Origin of the sequence: Xanthomonas hortorum (assembly GCF_024339125.1) — a bacterium.
GTDB classification, from domain to species: Bacteria; Pseudomonadota; Gammaproteobacteria; order Xanthomonadales; family Xanthomonadaceae; genus Xanthomonas; species Xanthomonas hortorum.
Map to the genome: position 1 here is coordinate 835,338 of NZ_CP101417.1, position 16,474 is coordinate 851,811.

General features: G+C 65.3%; 8 protein-coding genes and 1 other RNA gene. 4 read left to right on the forward strand and 5 right to left on the reverse strand.

The window, feature by feature from the left end:
• Position 1: 1 nt before the first annotated feature.
• Entirely contained in the window at positions 2-2,233 is a 2,232-nt protein-coding gene (locus NMB96_RS03435) for a 1,4-alpha-glucan branching enzyme (protein WP_255086243.1), read from the reverse strand.
• On the reverse strand, positions 2,230-3,813 hold the full coding sequence (gene glgA, locus NMB96_RS03440) for a glycogen synthase GlgA (protein ID WP_006449759.1): 1,584 nt from the start codon (positions 3,811-3,813) through the stop codon (positions 2,230-2,232). The genes NMB96_RS03435 and glgA overlap by 4 nt, the downstream gene beginning before the upstream one ends.
• Positions 3,814-4,301: 488 nt before the next feature.
• Between glgA and NMB96_RS03445 the strand changes: the two genes are divergently transcribed.
• Positions 4,302-5,930: a GGDEF domain-containing protein gene (locus NMB96_RS03445; RefSeq protein ID WP_255086244.1), complete on the forward strand. Its 1,629-nt coding sequence runs from the start codon at positions 4,302-4,304 to the stop codon at positions 5,928-5,930.
• A gap of 111 nt (positions 5,931-6,041) precedes the next feature.
• Here the strand turns inward: NMB96_RS03445 and NMB96_RS03450 are convergent, their stop codons facing one another.
• Together NMB96_RS03450 and NMB96_RS03455 are read right to left on the reverse strand one after the other, a co-directional pair.
• Complete coding sequence (locus NMB96_RS03450; protein WP_255086924.1) at positions 6,042-7,346, reverse strand: glycoside hydrolase family 10-like protein; 1,305 nt, start codon at positions 7,344-7,346, stop codon at positions 6,042-6,044.
• A 439-nt stretch (positions 7,347-7,785) separates the two neighbouring features.
• Positions 7,786-8,727, reverse strand: a complete 942-nt coding sequence (locus tag NMB96_RS03455) for a DUF808 domain-containing protein (protein ID WP_168959108.1) — start codon at positions 8,725-8,727, stop codon at positions 7,786-7,788.
• Positions 8,728-8,856: 129 nt separating this feature from the next.
• Between NMB96_RS03455 and NMB96_RS03460 the strand changes: the two genes are divergently transcribed.
• The 3 genes from NMB96_RS03460 to NMB96_RS03470 all read left to right on the forward strand — a co-directional run bounded on the left by NMB96_RS03460 (position 8,857) and on the right by NMB96_RS03470 (position 13,217).
• Positions 8,857-10,581 carry an ABC1 kinase family protein gene (locus NMB96_RS03460; RefSeq protein ID WP_255086246.1) on the forward strand — a complete coding sequence of 575 codons (1,725 nt, stop codon included), beginning with the start codon at positions 8,857-8,859 and terminating at the stop codon, positions 10,579-10,581.
• Between the two features lie 371 nt (positions 10,582-10,952).
• Positions 10,953-13,061, forward strand: a complete 2,109-nt coding sequence (locus NMB96_RS03465) for a phosphoglycerol transferase I (protein ID WP_255086247.1) — start codon at positions 10,953-10,955, stop codon at positions 13,059-13,061.
• Positions 13,062-13,139: 78 nt separating this feature from the next.
• Positions 13,140-13,217: non-coding RNA, sX9 sRNA (locus NMB96_RS03470), on the forward strand.
• A gap of 638 nt (positions 13,218-13,855) precedes the next feature.
• On the opposite strand, the gene NMB96_RS03475 is transcribed toward NMB96_RS03470, so the two are convergent.
• Complete coding sequence (locus NMB96_RS03475) at positions 13,856-16,279, reverse strand: DUF3772 domain-containing protein (RefSeq protein ID WP_255086925.1); 2,424 nt, start codon at positions 16,277-16,279, stop codon at positions 13,856-13,858.
• Between the last annotated feature and the right edge of the window lie 195 nt (positions 16,280-16,474).

Genomic DNA, 16,474 nt, shown 5'->3' on the forward strand with positions numbered 1-16,474 from the left:
GTTATTTCTCCGCTTGCAGATAGATCGTGGCCAGCGGCGGTAAGGTCAGGCGCAGGCGTTGTGCGTGCCCGTGCATGCCCATCGGCTCGGTCGCAAGGCGACCGCTGTTGCCGAGATTGCTGCCGCCGTAATGGGCACTGTCGGTGTTGAGGATTTCGCGCCAGCCGCCGGCACGCGGCACGCCGACGCGATAGTCGTGGTGCGGTTGCGGGGTGAGGTTGCTCACCGCCAGCAAGGGCACGCCGCCATCGGGATCGTGGCGGATGAAGGCCAGCACGCTGTTGCGCGCATCGTCGGCCACGCTCCAGTCGAAGCCGTCGGCGCGATGGGTGCCGCGATACAAAGCCGGCACACGACGCAAGGCCGCGTTGAGATCGCCCACCAGTTGCTGCACGCCGCGATGCGGCGCGCCATCGAGCAGATGCCAGTCCAGCGATTGGTCGTGATTCCAGTCGCGCCATTGGCCGAATTCGGCACCCATGAACAGCAGTTTGTCGCCCGGATGCGCCCACATCAGCGCCAGATAGGCGCGCAGATTGGCGAAGCGCCGCCAGTCGTCGCCGGGCATCTGACCGAGCAGACCACCGGTGCCATGCACCACTTCGTCATGCGAGAGCGGCAGCACGAAGCGTTCGGAGAACGCGTACACCAGTCCGAAGGTCAGCTGGCTGTGGTGCTGCGCGCGCTCGGCCGGATCGCGCTGCATATAGCTCAGCGTGTCGTGCATCCAGCCCATGTTCCATTTGTGCGTAAAGCCCAGGCCGCCCTCACTGATCGGCGCGGTCACGCCCGGCCAGGCGGTGGATTCTTCGGCGATGGTCAGCACACCGGGAAAGCGCGTGGCGATCTCGCTGTTGAGCTGGCGCAGGAAAGCGACGGCTTCCAGATTCTCGCGCCCGCCATGCGCGTTGGGCACCCACTCGCCTTCGGCGCGGCCATAGTCGCGGTACAGCATCGAGGCCACCGCATCCACGCGCAGACCGTCGAGGTGGTAGTGGTCGATCCACTCCAGCGCGCTGCCCAGCAAGTAGGCGGTCACTTCCGGCCGGCCGTAGTTGTAGATCAGCGTATTCCAGTCGCGATGCATGCCTTCGCGCGGGTCGGCATGTTCGTACAGGGCGGCGCCATCGAACTGCGCCAGGCCGTGCGCATCATCGGGGAAGTGCGCGCTGACCCAATCCAGGATCACGCCGATGCCGGCGCGATGGCAGGCGTCGACGAATTGGGCAAACCCGTCCGGACTGCCATGCCGCGCGGTCGGCGCGTACAGGCCCAGCGGTTGATAGCCCCAGGAGCCACCGAACGGATGCTCAGTGATCGGCAGCAGCTCGATATGGGTGAAGCCGAGCTGCTGCACATACGGAATCAGTTGTGCGGCAAGTGCCGGCCAATCCAGCGGCTGGTCATGCCCATCGCGGCGCCAGGAGGCGGCGTGCACTTCGTAGATCGACAGTGGCGCCGGCGCCGCACTCGCATCGCGCGAAGCGATCCAGGCAGCATCGGTCCACGCAAACGCCGCAGCGCCCGGTACCACCGAGGCCGTGGCAGGCGGCAATTCGCTTTGGCGCGCCACCGGGTCGGCCTTGAGCAGCACGCGGCCGTCGGCGGCAGTGATGGCGTACTTGTAGCGGGTACCGGCTTCCACGCGCGGCAGGAACAGCTCCCAGAAACCACCAATCCGCTGGCGCATCGGATGCCGCCGCAGGTCCCAACCGTTGAAGTCGCCGACCACTGCCACGCGTTGCGCGTGCGGCGCCCACACGGCAAAACGCACGCCCGGCACATCGTTGCAGTGCAGATGCTGCGCGCCCAGGGCGCTGCGCAGCGCCTGGCCATCGCCTGCGGCAATCTGCAGCAGCACGGACTCATCCAGCGTGGCGGCAAACGCGTACGGGTCTTCGATCTCCTGCACCACATCCGGCCAGACGATGCGCAGCCGGTAAGGGCCCTCCACCGCCAGCATGCCTTCGAACACACCCTCGATCGCGCCGGGCTGCATGCGTGCCAACAACTTGCCGCGCGGATCGATCAGCCCCATCGCCTCGGCCCCGGGTGCCAGCACGCGCACCAGGCGGCGGCCGTCGGCCTGCGTGTGCGGGCCCAGTACCGCGAAGGCATCGGCGGGCAATCCATCGGCCAGCGCCTGCACGCACCGCATGACTTCGGACGCCTCTTCCATGCTCACCGCCGCTGCTTCCGTCTCCTGCCCCTGCACGCCCAACCGTTCGCTCATGACACCGTCGCAAGCGCGGGCGCAGTGGCGGCGGTGCGTTCGTAGAGGGAGAGGTATTTCTTGCCGGCCACATCCCAACCGCTGGGGCGCAGCATCGCGGCACGGCGCATCGCCGACAGCAGGCTGGGCAGGCGGAAGGTGCGGAAGGCGCGCTCCAGGCAGCGGCGCAAGGCTTCCACGCTGGCCTGCTGGAACAGGAAGCCGGTGACACCGTCATCCACCGTGTCGATCAGGCCACCGGTGGCGTGCGCGATCGGCAGGCAGCCGAAGCGCTGCGCATACATCTGGCTCAGCCCGCAGGGCTCGAAGCGCGAGGGCATCAGCAGGAAGTCGGCACCGGCGAACATGCGCCGCGCCAGGCCCTCTTCGAAACCGATGAAGGCACCGACCTGGCCGGGATAACGCCGGGTCAGCTCGGCAACCTGTTGTTCGATCTCCGGCTCGCCGCCGCCGATCACTGCAATCTGGCCGCCGGCCGCCACGATCTGCGGGGCGACCTCGCAGATCAGGTCCAGGCCTTTCTGATGCACCAGCCGCGAGACCACCGCAAACAACGGGCCGGTGCTTTCGCGCAGCCCGAACGCCTTGCGCACCTGCGCGGCGTTGGCCTGACGGCCCTGCCAATGATTGACGCTGAAATGCGCATCCAGATGTGCGTCGGTACGCGGATCCCAGCTGGCGTCGATGCCGTTGACGATACCGGTGAGCGCGCCCTTGGCCGCACGACCGGCCAGCAGGCGATCCAGCCCGCAGCCCTGTGCCGGGCCAGTGATCTGCTGGGCATAGCTGACGCTGACGGTGTTGACGTGGTCGGCGTGCACGATGCCGCCGCGCAGGAACGACATCTGCCCGTAGAACTCCAGCTCGGCCACCCGCTCGGCAGGGATGCCCAGCGCAGCGGCCATCGAATACGGCACCAGACCCTGATAGGCCAGGTTATGGATGGTCAGCAGGCACGGCGTGGTGCCGCCGGACCAACGCACATAGGCTGCCGCCAACGCGCACGGCCAGTCGTTCAAGTGCAGCAGGCGCGGCTTCCAACCCAATCCCGCATGGCCGGCGGCAATCTGCGCGGCGGCATGCGACAAGGTAGCGAAGCGGATAGCGTTGTCTTCGAACTCCGAACCACTGGTGCTCACATACGGTGAGCCGTCGCGTTCGAACAGTTCCTTGGACAACAGGATGTAGATCGGCAGGCCATCGGACTGCACGATGCGGCCGATGTCGCAGGCCGGCAGCGCAGCATGCGCCAACACCCGGCCGACGATCTCCACCTTGCCGGCGCGCGCCAGCACCGCACGGTAGCCGGGGATCAACACCCGCACGTCGTAACGGTGGCGCAGCGCGCGTGGCAGCGCCGCGGCCACATCGCCCAGACCGCCGGCCTTGATGAAGTCCGCCATCTCCGACACCACGAACAGCGCACCACGCGTGTCGGCCAACGAGACCGGCAGGCGCTCGTGGTGCCGGATGAAACGCCCGCGTGCATCGCGCGGTCGCCCGCTCTTCTTCAGAGTAGGGATCATCGTGCTTCGCTCTAAGCGTGCGGTAGTAGCGTGCAGCGGCATCATGGCAACCATCTAAACGTCCGTCGTAAAGTGGGTGGAGACGGAAAAACAGCGAAGCGGAAACCATCGTCTGCCACTACGGCCAGGCGACCTGCTGCGAATGAGGAGCGGGGATGACGCGCGTACTCCACGTTGTCCTTGGAGATGAATCTACACCCCGACCAAATAAAAAATGCGTGAATACGTGCTGACTTTTCTGCGACAACCGACATTCCGTTGCGCATGGTTGCGCATGCATGCAGGCATAAGCCGCACATTGCAGGGCAATGACGTGCCCCTATCGGTGCACCAGCACTGCAATGCACCGCAGGCGCGATCTTTCGGCGGCGCCCGCCGTCACTTGTATGACTTGTTCATGCGCACGCGCGCAGCACTGGTCGCGCCCCTGCCTGGCCGATGCGCGCATGCTGGTCATACGGACTCTTGTCTGGCCCGCTTAAGCCACCCGCCTGCGCGCCGATAACGAGCGATAGCACTACGACTTTTGAGACCCATGGCGCATGGCAGACCAGCCTGAACTCCCGAGCCGCCCACGTGGCGGGCTGCGTCGCCTGTTGCCCTGGGGCGGGGCGGACAGCGCGCGCCCGGCTGCGGCCCTGCCGGCAGTGCTGAACAGCGAGCGCAGGGGGCACGGCCTGGCGGCGCATCAATTGGTGCCGGCCAAGACCAAATCCGGCGCGCACGATCCTGCCGCCGCCACTGCCTTGCTGATGCGCCTGTTCTCGCATGCGTCGCATCCGGAGGCCTTGTTGCTGTCGTTTGCCGAAGGCATCGCCAGCCTGCACGGCGAACTCGGCGACATGGGCGTGCGCCTGAGCGCGGCTTACGCGGCCGGCGACTGGCCTGGCTACGGCCGCGGCCTGCGCCAGTTGATCGACAAGTACATCCGCACCGTCGACACCGGCGATTCGCTGGCCGAAGGCCGCACCGAGGCCGAGCAGCTGCGCGATCTGCTGCGGCATGCATTGGGCAACGCGCTGGCCACGCTGCTGCAACGCAGCCCGGAGCTGGCCGAAGAGGCGCAGACACTGGCCTCGGCGCTGCGCCACTGGCGCCCGGGGCATGAGCTGATCACGCTGGAACAGCGGCTGCGCGAGCTGAGCCACCAGATCGGCCTGCGCGCCGAAGATGCCAGCGAGCAACAGAACCTGTTGCTCGGCCTGTTCGACCTGTTGCTGGAGAACGTGGGCGAACTGCTCGACGACCGCAGCTGGCTGCAGGGCCAGATCTCGGTGGTGCGGCAACTGATTTCCGGCCCGCTGGACGTCGGCTCGATCGAACAGGCACGCGGCACCTTGCGCGAGGTCATCTACAAGCAAGGCCTGCTCAAGCAAGGCATCGCCGACTCCAAGACCGCCATGCGCGAGATGATGGTGTCCTTCGTCGACCGGCTGGACGGCATGGCCACCAGCACCGGCGAATACCATGATCGCGTTGCCGGTTATTCGCAGGCGATCGGCGACGCACGCGGCATTCCGGATCTCAATCGCCTGTTGCAGGACCTGCTGCAGGACACCGCCGGGGTGCAGGCGCAGGCACTGGCCGCACGCGACGAACTGCTCTCGGCTCGCCGCCAGGTCGAAGATTCCGAACAGCGCATCGCCTCGCTCGAACAGGAACTCAAGGACGTGGCCGGCCTGGTGCGCGAAGACCAGCTCACCGGCGCGCTCAACCGGCGCGGTTTCGAAGAACTGTTCCAGCGCGAAGCCGCACGCACCCAGCGCAGCGGGCAGCCGCTATGCGTGGCGATGCTGGACCTGGACGACTTCCGCCGCCTCAACGAGACCCACGGCCATGCCGGCGGCGACGCCGCGCTGCGCCACACCGTGGACGTTGCCAAGGCCGTGCTGCGCACCACCGATGCCATCGCCCGCTTCGGCGGCGAAGAATTCGTGCTGCTGTTGCCGGACTCCACCATCTTCGAAGCCAGCGCAGCGGTGATCCGCCTGCAGCGCGCGCTGGCACAACGCTCGTTGCTGCACGACGACGTGCGCGTGTTCATCAGCTTCAGCGGCGGCGTGGCACTGCGCCATCTCGACGAATCCCAGGACGATGTGATCCGCCGCGCCGACCGCGCCATGTACGACGCCAAGTCGGCCGGCAAGAACCGGGTGATCAGCGCGGATTAGCGGTACGTGCCGACAGGTGCGTCCCCGCACCGGACCCGACGCCTGCGTGGGGCAAGCAGAGTCAGCGCCCTCCGTCGCCTCATTGGCTGGACAGGCGTCTCGCCAATCGCTTCAAGGGCTCTGCCAACGCAGCCTGAGATAGTCCACCACCTGCTGCGTCTGGGCCGCAGCGAGAAATCCGTGGCGAAACAACATGCAGCCGCCAACCTCAGGCAGCGATGCATTCACGTCCAGCTGGCGGGCGATCTCGGGCACACCGCCGTCCACTGTCCAATCCGGCTCCAGTGCGTTGGCAGTGCCGACTTTGTACAGCGCCATGCCGATATAGAGTTGCACGCGCCGACCGCGCACGGCGTCCGCCCACCAGCGTGCGATGGTGTCGTAGCGCACTGCCTGGCGTGCCAGCGGCCAGTAGATCTGCGGCACGATGTAGTCCACGAGTTCTTCGCGAACCCAACGGCGGGTATCGGCATAAGCGGTATCGAATGCGGGCGCACCGGCCTGTGTGTCCGAGCCCAACGGATCATCCTGACGATTGCGCCACACTCCGGCCGGGCTGACCCCAAATGCCACCCCTGGCCTGATCGCCCGAATGGTCCTGGCCACCTCCCGCATCAATCGATAGGTGTTGTCGCGGCGCCAATCCCCTTTGTCGGCAAATCCGGCCCCGTGGGCGGCATAGGTCTGTGCATCGTCGAGGGGAGACTGCGCCGATTCGGTGTAGAAGTAGTCATCGAATTGCACCCCATCCACGTGGTAGAACGCCACCAGCTCGGCGACCACACCACAGATCCAGCGACGCACGGCCGGAATGCCGGGATCGAGCACCAGCCGATTGGCCGCCACGCCTACCCAGTCGGGGTGGCGCAGATACACGCTCTGCGGCGAATCGTTCGACGCAGTGGCAAACGCATCCAGCGTGGCCTGGTCCAGGCCGGTCGAAACACGATAGGGATTGAGCCAGGCATGCACCTGGATGCCCCGCGCATGCGCATGCCGCAGCAAGAATGCCAGCGGGTCGAAACCCGGGTCTTTGCCTAGAACGCCGGTCATGACCGGCGACCATGGCAGGATGCGCGAGCGGTACAGCGCATCGGCACAGGGCTTGACCTGAAAGACCAGGGTATTCAAATGCAGCGCCTGGGCCTGATCGACGATTGCCAGCAATTCCCGCTGCTGCACCGCGATGCGTTCGGCAGGGTCGACGATCCGTGCGGACGCAGCACTTGGCCAGTCGAGATTGAACACACTGGTGATCCAGGTCGCGCGCATCTGAGCGCTCGCGGGCGTGGCTGCGCTGGCTGGAACCCCCACGATGGCCGCGGCCATTGCTGCCGAGCCCAAACCGAGAAAGCGCCGCCGACCAATGCCGAGAGAGCCGCCGACCGGTACCGCATCCCGATCCGCTGCAGGCATTCCCTGGGGCGCTTGATCCGTCCGCTGCACGGCAAGCCGCGCCGCATGCGTGTTGTCTTGTTCCTCAGCCGTTTTCTTCACGCATCCCTCCTGCATCGCGCTGCGGCAGTCGTGGACCGGTCTCTACGTCAGGCTGCCGTCATGCAGCACAGTCCGATACCACCCACGAAGCACACCCTAGCAATGGCGACCGCCGGAAGATGCGCGCAACATCGGAATCACGAACCTCGCTTCGTCAGGTACGCAGCCGCCGTGACGCAATGCCCGAAACGGCGGCGCCATCGTGCAGATGGGCACTCGCAAACGGCCGGCAGTCACTGGCGGATCGTTGGCAGCCGCCGTCATCGCCCTTGCCATTGCCATTGCGCTCGACCGACGCCAGCTAACGACGCCACACCGGCGCCGAGTTGCCTCCCAAACCGGCGGCCGTGACGCGGCGTCAATGCGCCGGTTTTTTCCCGCGCAGCTTCTGGAACAGCATCACCGCGCCCAGCACGATCGCGCCAGCGACCACGCCAACCAGCATGTTGCCCAGTGCATCGACCAACCAACCCATGCCGCCAGCCGACTTGGTCAGGTCCTGCACGACGTGGTGCAGCGCCGGGATGTTGTGCACCAGGATGCCGCCGCCAACCAGGAACATCGCCAGCGTGCCGGCCACCGACAGGAACTTCATCAGCCACGGTGCGGCCACCAGAATGCCGCGACCCAGTGCCGCCAACGCCGCGCCCTTCTTGCTCAGGTACAGGCCCAGGTCGTCCAGCTTGACGATGGCCGCGACCAGGCCGTACACACCGATCGTCATCGCCAGCGCGATCGCCACCAGTACCGCGACCTGCTGGCCGAACGACACCCCGGCCACCACGCCCAGCGACAGCACGATGATCTCTGCCGAGAGGATGAAGTCGGTGCGGATCGCACCCTTGACCTTGTCCTTCTCCAGCGCCACCACGTCCACGCTCTCGTCGGCCAGCGCGCGGGTGCGTTCGGCATGCCGCTGCGCTTCTTCTTCCTCGTTATGCAGGAACTTGTGTGCCAGCTTCTCCACACCCTCGAAACACAGGTAGGCGCCGCCGATCATCATCAGTGGCATCACCAGCGGCACGTTGTAGCCGCGCCCGCGCAGCCAGGCTTCCAGCGCGCTGATCGCCAGCGCTGCCGGCACCAGGATCACCTTGTTGACCAGCGAGCCCTTGGCCACCGCCCACACCACCGGCAATTCGCGGTCGGCGGTCACGCCGGTCACCTGCTGCGCGTTGAGCGCCAGATCGTCGCCGAGCACGCCGGCGGTCTTCTTGGCCGCGACCTTGGTCAGGATGGAAACGTCGTCCAGCAGGGTGGCGATGTCGTCGAGCAGGGTGAACAGGCTGGCACCGGCCATGCGGGAGTCCTTCGTGGGTGGCGCTGGATTCTCGCCGATCCAGCGCCCGCATGGGGTGATGGGGTGCGTCGGATTCACCACGTCACCACCCAGCGCTGGCCACACTCAGCGATTGCACGAGTGCCGGAGATGGCCTTGAGTCCGAACGATCCTTCCCGCACGCCGGCCCAGGCCGCGATCCCGGCCGATAACGCCGTGGTGGGCGGCATGAGCCGGCGTACCCAGATCCTGCGCCTGTTGCTGCGCTATCGCGGCTCGGGCGTGTTTGCCGGCATGAACCTGGACCCGGCGGCGATCAACGAGTACGAAGTGCCTGCCGAAGGCACCCCGGACCAATTCGTCTCCGATCTGGAGGCACTCGGCCCCACCTTCGTCAAACTGGGCCAGATGCTGTCCACGCGCCCGGACATCGTGCCGCCGGAATTTGCCACCGCGCTGGAGCGCATGCAGGAAAACACCAATTCGGTGCCGGTGGAGCGCATCCGCCAGATCATCGAAGAAGAACTCGGCGTCTCGGTCAACAAGGCCTTCTCGTTTTTCGATCCGGTGCCGCTGGGCTGCGCCTCGCTGGCGCAGGTACATCGCGCCGCCTTGCGCGACGGCACCCCGGTGGCGATCAAGGTGCAAAAGCCCGAAGTGGCCGCGCAGGTGCGCTCGGACCTGGATGTGCTCAAGAGCTTTGCCACCGCTGCCGACCGGCTGACCGGCATCGGCCGGCGCGTGCGCTTTGCCGACTGGCTGGGCGAATTCGGCAAGACCCTGCGCGCCGAACTCAATTACGAGGACGAAGCCGAAACGCTGGTGCGCTTCGGCAAGCACCTCAAGCCGTTTCCGATGCTGTGGATCCCGCAACCGATCTGGGACCTGAGCAGCCGCAAGGTGCTCACCATGCAGCTGGCCGAAGGCGTGCGCGTGGACAAGATCTCCGGCCTGCGTCGCACCGAACAGCCGATGGACACCCTGGCCGCGGAGCTGGTCAAGGGTTATCTGGACCAGATGTTCGTGCATGGCGAAATCCATGCCGACCCGCATCCGGGCAACCTGCGCGTGCTGCAGGACGGGCGCTTGGCGATCTTCGACCTGGGCATGGTCGCGCACGTGCCGCCGCGCCTGCGCGAGCGCTTGCTCAAGCTGCTGTTCGCCGCCGTCGATGGCCGCGGCGAAGAGGTCGCCGAAGAGACCATCGCGCTGAGCACCCGGCTGGAGGATTACGACGAAGACCGCTACCAGCGCGAAACCGGGCAGATGATCGCCCGCTACGCCGCCCACGACACCACCTCCGAAGGCCGCGTGGTGCTGGATCTGGTGCGCATCGCCACCGCCAACGGCCTGCGCACGCCGCCGGAGTTGAGCCTGCTCGGCAAGACGCTATTGAATCTGGAAGGCGTGTGCCGCGCGTTGTCGCCCACCCTGGATACGCGCCGCATCGTCGAGCGCCATCTGCAGCACGTGATGCGTGCGCGCCTGAAAAAATCCCTGTCCGCCGCCAACCTGGCCAGCGAGGCGATGGAACTGCAGCATCTGGTGCGCGAAGGGCCGCGCCGCATGTCCGAGATTCTCTCGCTGGCTGCAGAGAACCGCCTGCAGATGCGCGTCACCGGGCTGGAAGAATCGCATCTGATGGAAAGCCTGCAGAAGATCGCCAACCGGGTGGCGGCCGGCATCGTGACGGCGGCGCTGATCATGGCCTCGGCGCAGATGATGCGCATCGAAACCGGCTTGAAACTGTGGGGCTATCCGGCGATTGCAATGATGCTGTTTCTGCTCGGGGTCTTCCTGGGTCTGGGTATCGTGCTCAGTGCATTGTTCTTCGACCGCCGCGTGCGTGCACGCGAGGAACGCGGGCACCGATAGCGCCACACACAACCCCCCCCCGCGTAGGAGCGCACCCGGGCGCGACATGGCTCCACCGGGCGTCGCTTGCCAAGACCGCTGCGTCCAGCGGTCGGGCGATGTGGCGCTATCGAGACGTCGCCCATGTGCGAGAAGCACGCCAGGTGCGGAATGCAGAGACCGCGAATCTCCAGCGAGCGCCACCGCGACCAGCTGATCGTCAGCGCGCGCGCTGCGCCGCGTTGCGGCAGGCGCTCGGCTCCAGCAAACATTTCAGTCAGCTTCAGCGCGGCATAGTCCGTCATCCGGGTGTCACATTGCAGGTGGCGCACAGGACAGGCGAGCAAGGCGTCCGGTACGCGCTCGCATCATTCCCCCACGGACGCTGCCGCATGCATTGGATGTTGTTGTTCTCGTTGTTGCTGTTGCTTTGGTTGTTGGTCGCCTCGCCGCGTCTGGCGTGGTTGAAGGCTGGCCTGCTGTCGTTGCTGTTGCTGCTGCTTAGCGCCTGGGGCCTAGTCGACCGGCTCAGCGGCGATGGCATCAACGCCGCAACGCCGTACCACTTGCGCGCCGACATGGACGGCGCCGGGGTCAGCGATTTTTCCGGCTACATCGCCGTGTTCATCGGCATGGTGCTGCTGTCGCTCAGCCCGCTGGTGCTGCTCAAGGTGCGGCGTTTCCGTCGCCCCCGCGGTGGTGGTGCGGTGTTCGCTGCGTTCGTGACGATGTTGCTGGTCAGCATCGCGGTCAGCCCGCTGTATCGCGATGGCAAGCGCCTGTACTACCAGTTGCGCCCGGTGGATTACGCCACCGTGGTGCCGGAATATCTGGTACCGCAGCAGCCGTTGCAGAAGCGCAAGAACATCGTGTGGATCTACGGCGAAAGTCTGGAACGCACCTACTTCGACGAAGACGTGTTTCCCGGCCTGATGCCGAACCTGCGCGCGCTGGCCACCGAAGCAGTGGACGTGCGCAACCTCACCTCCACCGAAGGCAGCGGCTGGACCATTGCCGGCATGGTCGCCTCGATGTGCGGCGTGCCGCTGACCACCGCGCCCGGCGATGAAAACAGCATGGGCCGCATGGGCCTGTTCCTGCCGGAGGCGCGCTGCCTGGGCGACTATCTCAAGGATCAGGGCTACCGCAATCACTACGTTGGTGGTGCCGATGCCAGCTTTGCCGGCAAGGGCAGTTTTCTGTCCAGCCATGGGTTCGATGTGATGCACGACGTCAGCTACTTCCGCGACAAGGGCGTGGCGCCGAAACATTTTTCCGCCTGGGGCGTGCACGACGATGTGCTGCTGGACGATGCCTGGGACAGCTTCCAGACGCTGTCGCGCGCCGGCCAGCCGTTCATGCTCACCACGCTGACCATGGACACCCACCATCCTGCCGGCCACTTGCCACTGGCATGCAAAGGCCAGCACTACGACAGCGCGCTGGGCGACATCGGTTTGTTGCATGCGATCAAGTGCAGCGATCGGTTGATCGGCGAGCTGGTCGCGCGCATTCGCAACAGCCGCTACGGCAAGAACACCATCATCGTGATCGCCTCCGATCACCTGGCGATGCCCAACGATCTCAGCGATGTACTCGCCAAGCAGAAGCGCGAAAACCTGCTGCTGTTCCTGGGCAAGGACATCGCGCCGCAGCAAGTGGTCACGCGCGCCGGCAGCACACTGGATTCGGGCGCAACGCTGCTGCAGTTGCTGGAACCGGGTATGCGCACGCTGGGCTTCGGCCGTTCGCTGCTGGCCAGCGATGCGCCACCCAGCGCCAGCGTGGCGGCCAGTCGCGACAGCGGCAAGGACTACCCGCGCTATCTCGCCTACGCACGCACGCTATGGACCGGGCGCAGCACACGCATGCTGCGCATCAACGGCAATGGCGATGTGGTGGTGGGCGTGCAGCAGGTACGCCCGCCGGTGCTGCTGGAATACGACGAGGACACCAATCTGAAAACGGTGTATCTGGAAAACACTTCGCGCCAGTTCGATCGCACACACACCGAGGGCACGCTGGCGTATGTGGATCGCTGCACGGCATTCGAAGACGGCTCGGCCGACGGCGACTGGTGCGCACTGGTGGTCGACCGCCAGCAGAGCATGAAGCTGTATCGCGATCCGGACCTGACCCGCGGCATCGCCGTCGATGCGCCATTGGATACCAGCCAACAAGGCCCGCGCCCACGCGTGCGTCAGCCGATCATGCTCACCCAGACTGCGCGCAAGACCGAGGCCGGCCGCTACATGCTGGAGCTGTATGCAAAACGCCGGCCCACGCGTGCGTTCTGGGTGGAAGCAGTGTCGTCCGAGCGCAAGGTGGTGCTGGCCCAGCAATGGGTAGTGCCCGATGCGGCGGGACGCATCCGCATGCCGGTAGGCCTGGAACATGCGGTGGAGGACCTGGAAATCCGTGCCTGGCTGGATTACACCGAAGACGTCAGCGTGGACGATCTGGCACTGGTCAAGGAAACACCTGTCGCAGACCGCTCCTGAGTTGCAGCGCTGTGCGGCCATCAAGCGTGCGCCGCTGTTGCTCGATGCGGATGCTCAGCGCTGGTTGCTCGATGCGGCATGTACCACGCGTACATGCCGGTTCTGAGCGTACCGTCCATAACCGTGTTGCCAATTGCGCGCGACGTTTTGTCGGTCACTTCAAGACCGTGAGATCTCGGTCGTCTTGAAACGATTGGAGGATGTGATTGGACGATGCTCATAGATCAGCTGTAAAGCCGCTGATCTGCTTGTTGGCTGCAGGGCCCTTGCCCGCCTACCATCGCGAGACACGCCGCAAGTACGTCCATGTAGGCTCTTACGCGGCATCCATGCCGCGTAAGGTCCCGCGACGGTGGGCGGGCAAGGACCAGTCGAGGGTGTCGTTTTGCACGGTTGCAAGCAATGCGCGACATTCACTGTTCGGGTAAGGGCGTGTCCTATCAGCTTTCTAACGCAAGCCGAGCAACCAACAAGCTTTTAAGAAAGCAGCCGACCAACTTTCTGGTGCGGTGCCCTCACCGATTGCGGGACCGTGTGGCGGCATGGATGCCGCCACCGAGCCTACATGGACGTACTTGCGGCGTGTCCCGCGAGCGGTGAGGGCACCGCACCCTCGACTCGACTCGAATAACCAAACTTTTGACTTAATCGTTTGACTGTACCCAAACAACGCGAAGAATCGACATCCCGGTTATTTTGGAGCAGTTGGACAGTGCGGATAGATCAGTCGTACAGCAGCTGATCTACGGCGTGGCTATGGGGCCCATCCCCGCACACTGCGTGCACTCGCAGGCTCAGTCTTCCGATGCAGGCGTGCCATCGCCTGCATCGCGCGCCACCGCCGCGCCCGCACGGCTGAAACGAATCTCCTGCGGCGATTGCAGCGCAATGCCCACGGTTTCCATCCGCTGCAGCAGCGCAAAGAACAACTCGCTGCGTACGCCATATGCATCGCGCGGGCTGCGGACATAGGCGAACGAATTGAAGTTGACGTGGCCGCCGGCCAGCGAATCGATGAACACCGCCGGCGACGGCTCGGCCAGCACCTTGGTGTGTTCGGCGAACAGTTCCAGCAACATGTCGCGCACCTTGGCCACCTCGGCTTCCAGCGGCACCGAGAACTGCAGCTGCACCCGGCCCATCGGGTTGGACAGCGTCATGTTACGCACGCTTTTGGTGATCAATTCCGAATTGGGCACGATCAGGGTGGAGCGGTCGCCTACTTGAATTTCGGTGGCACGCACGCTGATCTTGCGCACATCGCCCTCCTGGTCACCAATGCGCACCCAATCGCCGATCTTCACCGGCCGCTCGGCCAGCAGAATCAAGCCAGACACGAAGTTCTGCGTGATCGCCTGCAGACCGAAACCGATACCGACTGACAATGCGCTCAACACCAGCGCCAGCCGCTTCAGATCCAGCCCCAGCGCGGTCAGGCCCCAGATCGCCACGATCAGCCAACCCAGATAGCGCGCCACCGTACTGATGGAGTTGCGCGCACCGTCATCGAGCTCGGTCTTGGGCAGATAGGTGTTGAGCAGCCACTGCTGCACCACGTGCACCAGCCCCATGCCGAGCAAGAACACGCACAGCGCCCTGAACACATCGCTGGGGGTGATCACCAGTTCCTTGCCAATGGGGATGCCGTGGGTAATGTTCTCCGCCCAGCCGGTCACCACATTGATATTGGCTCCATAAGGCGTCAGTAGCACTGCGATGCCCAACAGCACCAGCAGCACCCGCGTTGCTGCGGACATCAACAGCCCCAGCTGGACCAGGCGTCCGCTCCCGATGCTCAGCGCATGCGACAGCGCGCGGCTGAAACGGCCGTCGGGATTGAACATCCAGCTCATCAGATCGTCGGCAAACACCACCAGCAAACCGAGCAGGCTGCAGATCAGGGTGATCCAGATGATCTGCCGCTCCACGAACAAGGCCAGATTGAGGTAGCCGAACAAGGCCGATATCAGGGCGAAGATCACCGCCAGATGGCCCAGCAGCCGAATCAGCACGATGAAGCCGCCGCCCCGCGACACCACCGGCGTTGGCGCATCGCTGTCGGGATCGACCGCGCCCGCAGTCGCCGCCTGCGCCCGCAACGACAGGCTCAGGCCGGCCAGCGCCGACAGGATCAACCCCGCATACAACAACGCGGCGACCGCATCGGTGGCGGTCGTCAGCGCAGGGCTGCTGCCTGCGGCTTCACTGATCTTTGCGGCCATGCCGCTGAGCCAGATCACCGCGGCAGTAGCCAGGCAATGCACGCGCAGGCGGTCGACGGTGGCATCGTCCAGCGGAAACAAGCGCCAGCTGGGTTGGTGCTTCATCAACAGGCTTGCACTGAGCGAACCGACGAAGGCGGCCACCAGACTGACGGCGACAAACCCAGTCAGCAGTTGATCCAGATCGTCCGGCAGCTCGCCGAGCGCGCGGATGCCTTCAACCAGCACGAACGCCGCAATCCCGAGGCTCAGCGTACCGACCAGCAAGAACCACAGTGCCAGCCCGGAGCGTCGCAGGCGTCCGCCGGGCGCACGCGAGGCTGCGTAACGGCGCCCCAGGTGGCGCAGGAAGATCCGCATCGGGAGTGCCAGCAGCAACGCGATCACGGCGGCGGTGATCAGCCCGCCCACGCCGTTGGCTGCAGTTCCCGCCTGCACCATCTGCACCGTCTTGGCGGAAAGCGCCTGCAGACGGTCACGATCGTCAGGCCATTGCTGTGCGATCTGGTTCCACAATGTCGGCGACAGCGGCGAGGCCACACGCGTGGAGAGCTGCACGCTGAAGCGTTGCACCCGTTCGCGTTCAAGCCGATCGGCCAGGTCCTTGGCATTGGAGACCAGCAGTGTGGCGCGCTTGAACTCGGCATCCAGCCGATCGCGCTGCTTGGTCAGCGACTGGCGCTGCTCGCGCAAGTCGGTCGGCTCGTTCTTTTGAGCGACGCCCAGCCCCTCCAGCCGCACGTTGAGTTCCTTCAGCGGCGGCTCCAGCGTGCGTACCAGATCCTGCGCCTGCCGCTGCGCACCGGTGACGTCGTCGGTCAGCTTGCCGAGCTGGTCCTTATCGGCCTTGTCCATGCCGGTGTCGGCCTGGCTCAGCACCTTCTGCATGCTGTCCAGCTGGGTCTGCGCGTTCTCCAGCAGCGTGTCGTCGTCCTGCGCCACTGCGGCGCCCACGCACACCATCCATAACGCAGCCAGCAACAGCACACGCCGCAACACGCCGCGATGGGCACCCAGAGCAAATCGGAATTCAGACACAGGCAGGCATTGGACAAGCGCGGACTACCGCAGTGACGGCATCTTAATCCACTGCTTCGGGTACAGCCGATCGCTGCTGCCGTGAGGATTCAGTCTGGCAGAGCTCGCCAGTGTGGACTGGCACTCCGCGATTGGCGGTTCGTGCGCGACAGC

Excerpts from the sequence above, each read along its gene's own strand:
- glgA (WP_006449759.1), bottom strand. The coding sequence starts at position 3,813 with ATGGTTGCCATGATGCCGCTGCACGCTACTACCGCACGCTTAGAGCGA.
- NMB96_RS03465 (WP_255086247.1), top strand. The coding sequence starts at position 10,953 with ATGCATTGGATGTTGTTGTTCTCGTTGTTGCTGTTGCTTTGGTTGTTG.
- NMB96_RS03450 (WP_255086924.1), bottom strand. The coding sequence starts at position 7,346 with ATGCCTGCAGCGGATCGGGATGCGGTACCGGTCGGCGGCTCTCTCGGC.
- NMB96_RS03460 (WP_255086246.1), top strand. The coding sequence starts at position 8,857 with ATGGCCTTGAGTCCGAACGATCCTTCCCGCACGCCGGCCCAGGCCGCG.
- NMB96_RS03455 (WP_168959108.1), bottom strand. The coding sequence starts at position 8,727 with ATGGCCGGTGCCAGCCTGTTCACCCTGCTCGACGACATCGCCACCCTG.
- NMB96_RS03445 (WP_255086244.1), top strand. The coding sequence starts at position 4,302 with ATGGCAGACCAGCCTGAACTCCCGAGCCGCCCACGTGGCGGGCTGCGT.
- NMB96_RS03435 (WP_255086243.1), bottom strand. The coding sequence starts at position 2,233 with ATGAGCGAACGGTTGGGCGTGCAGGGGCAGGAGACGGAAGCAGCGGCG.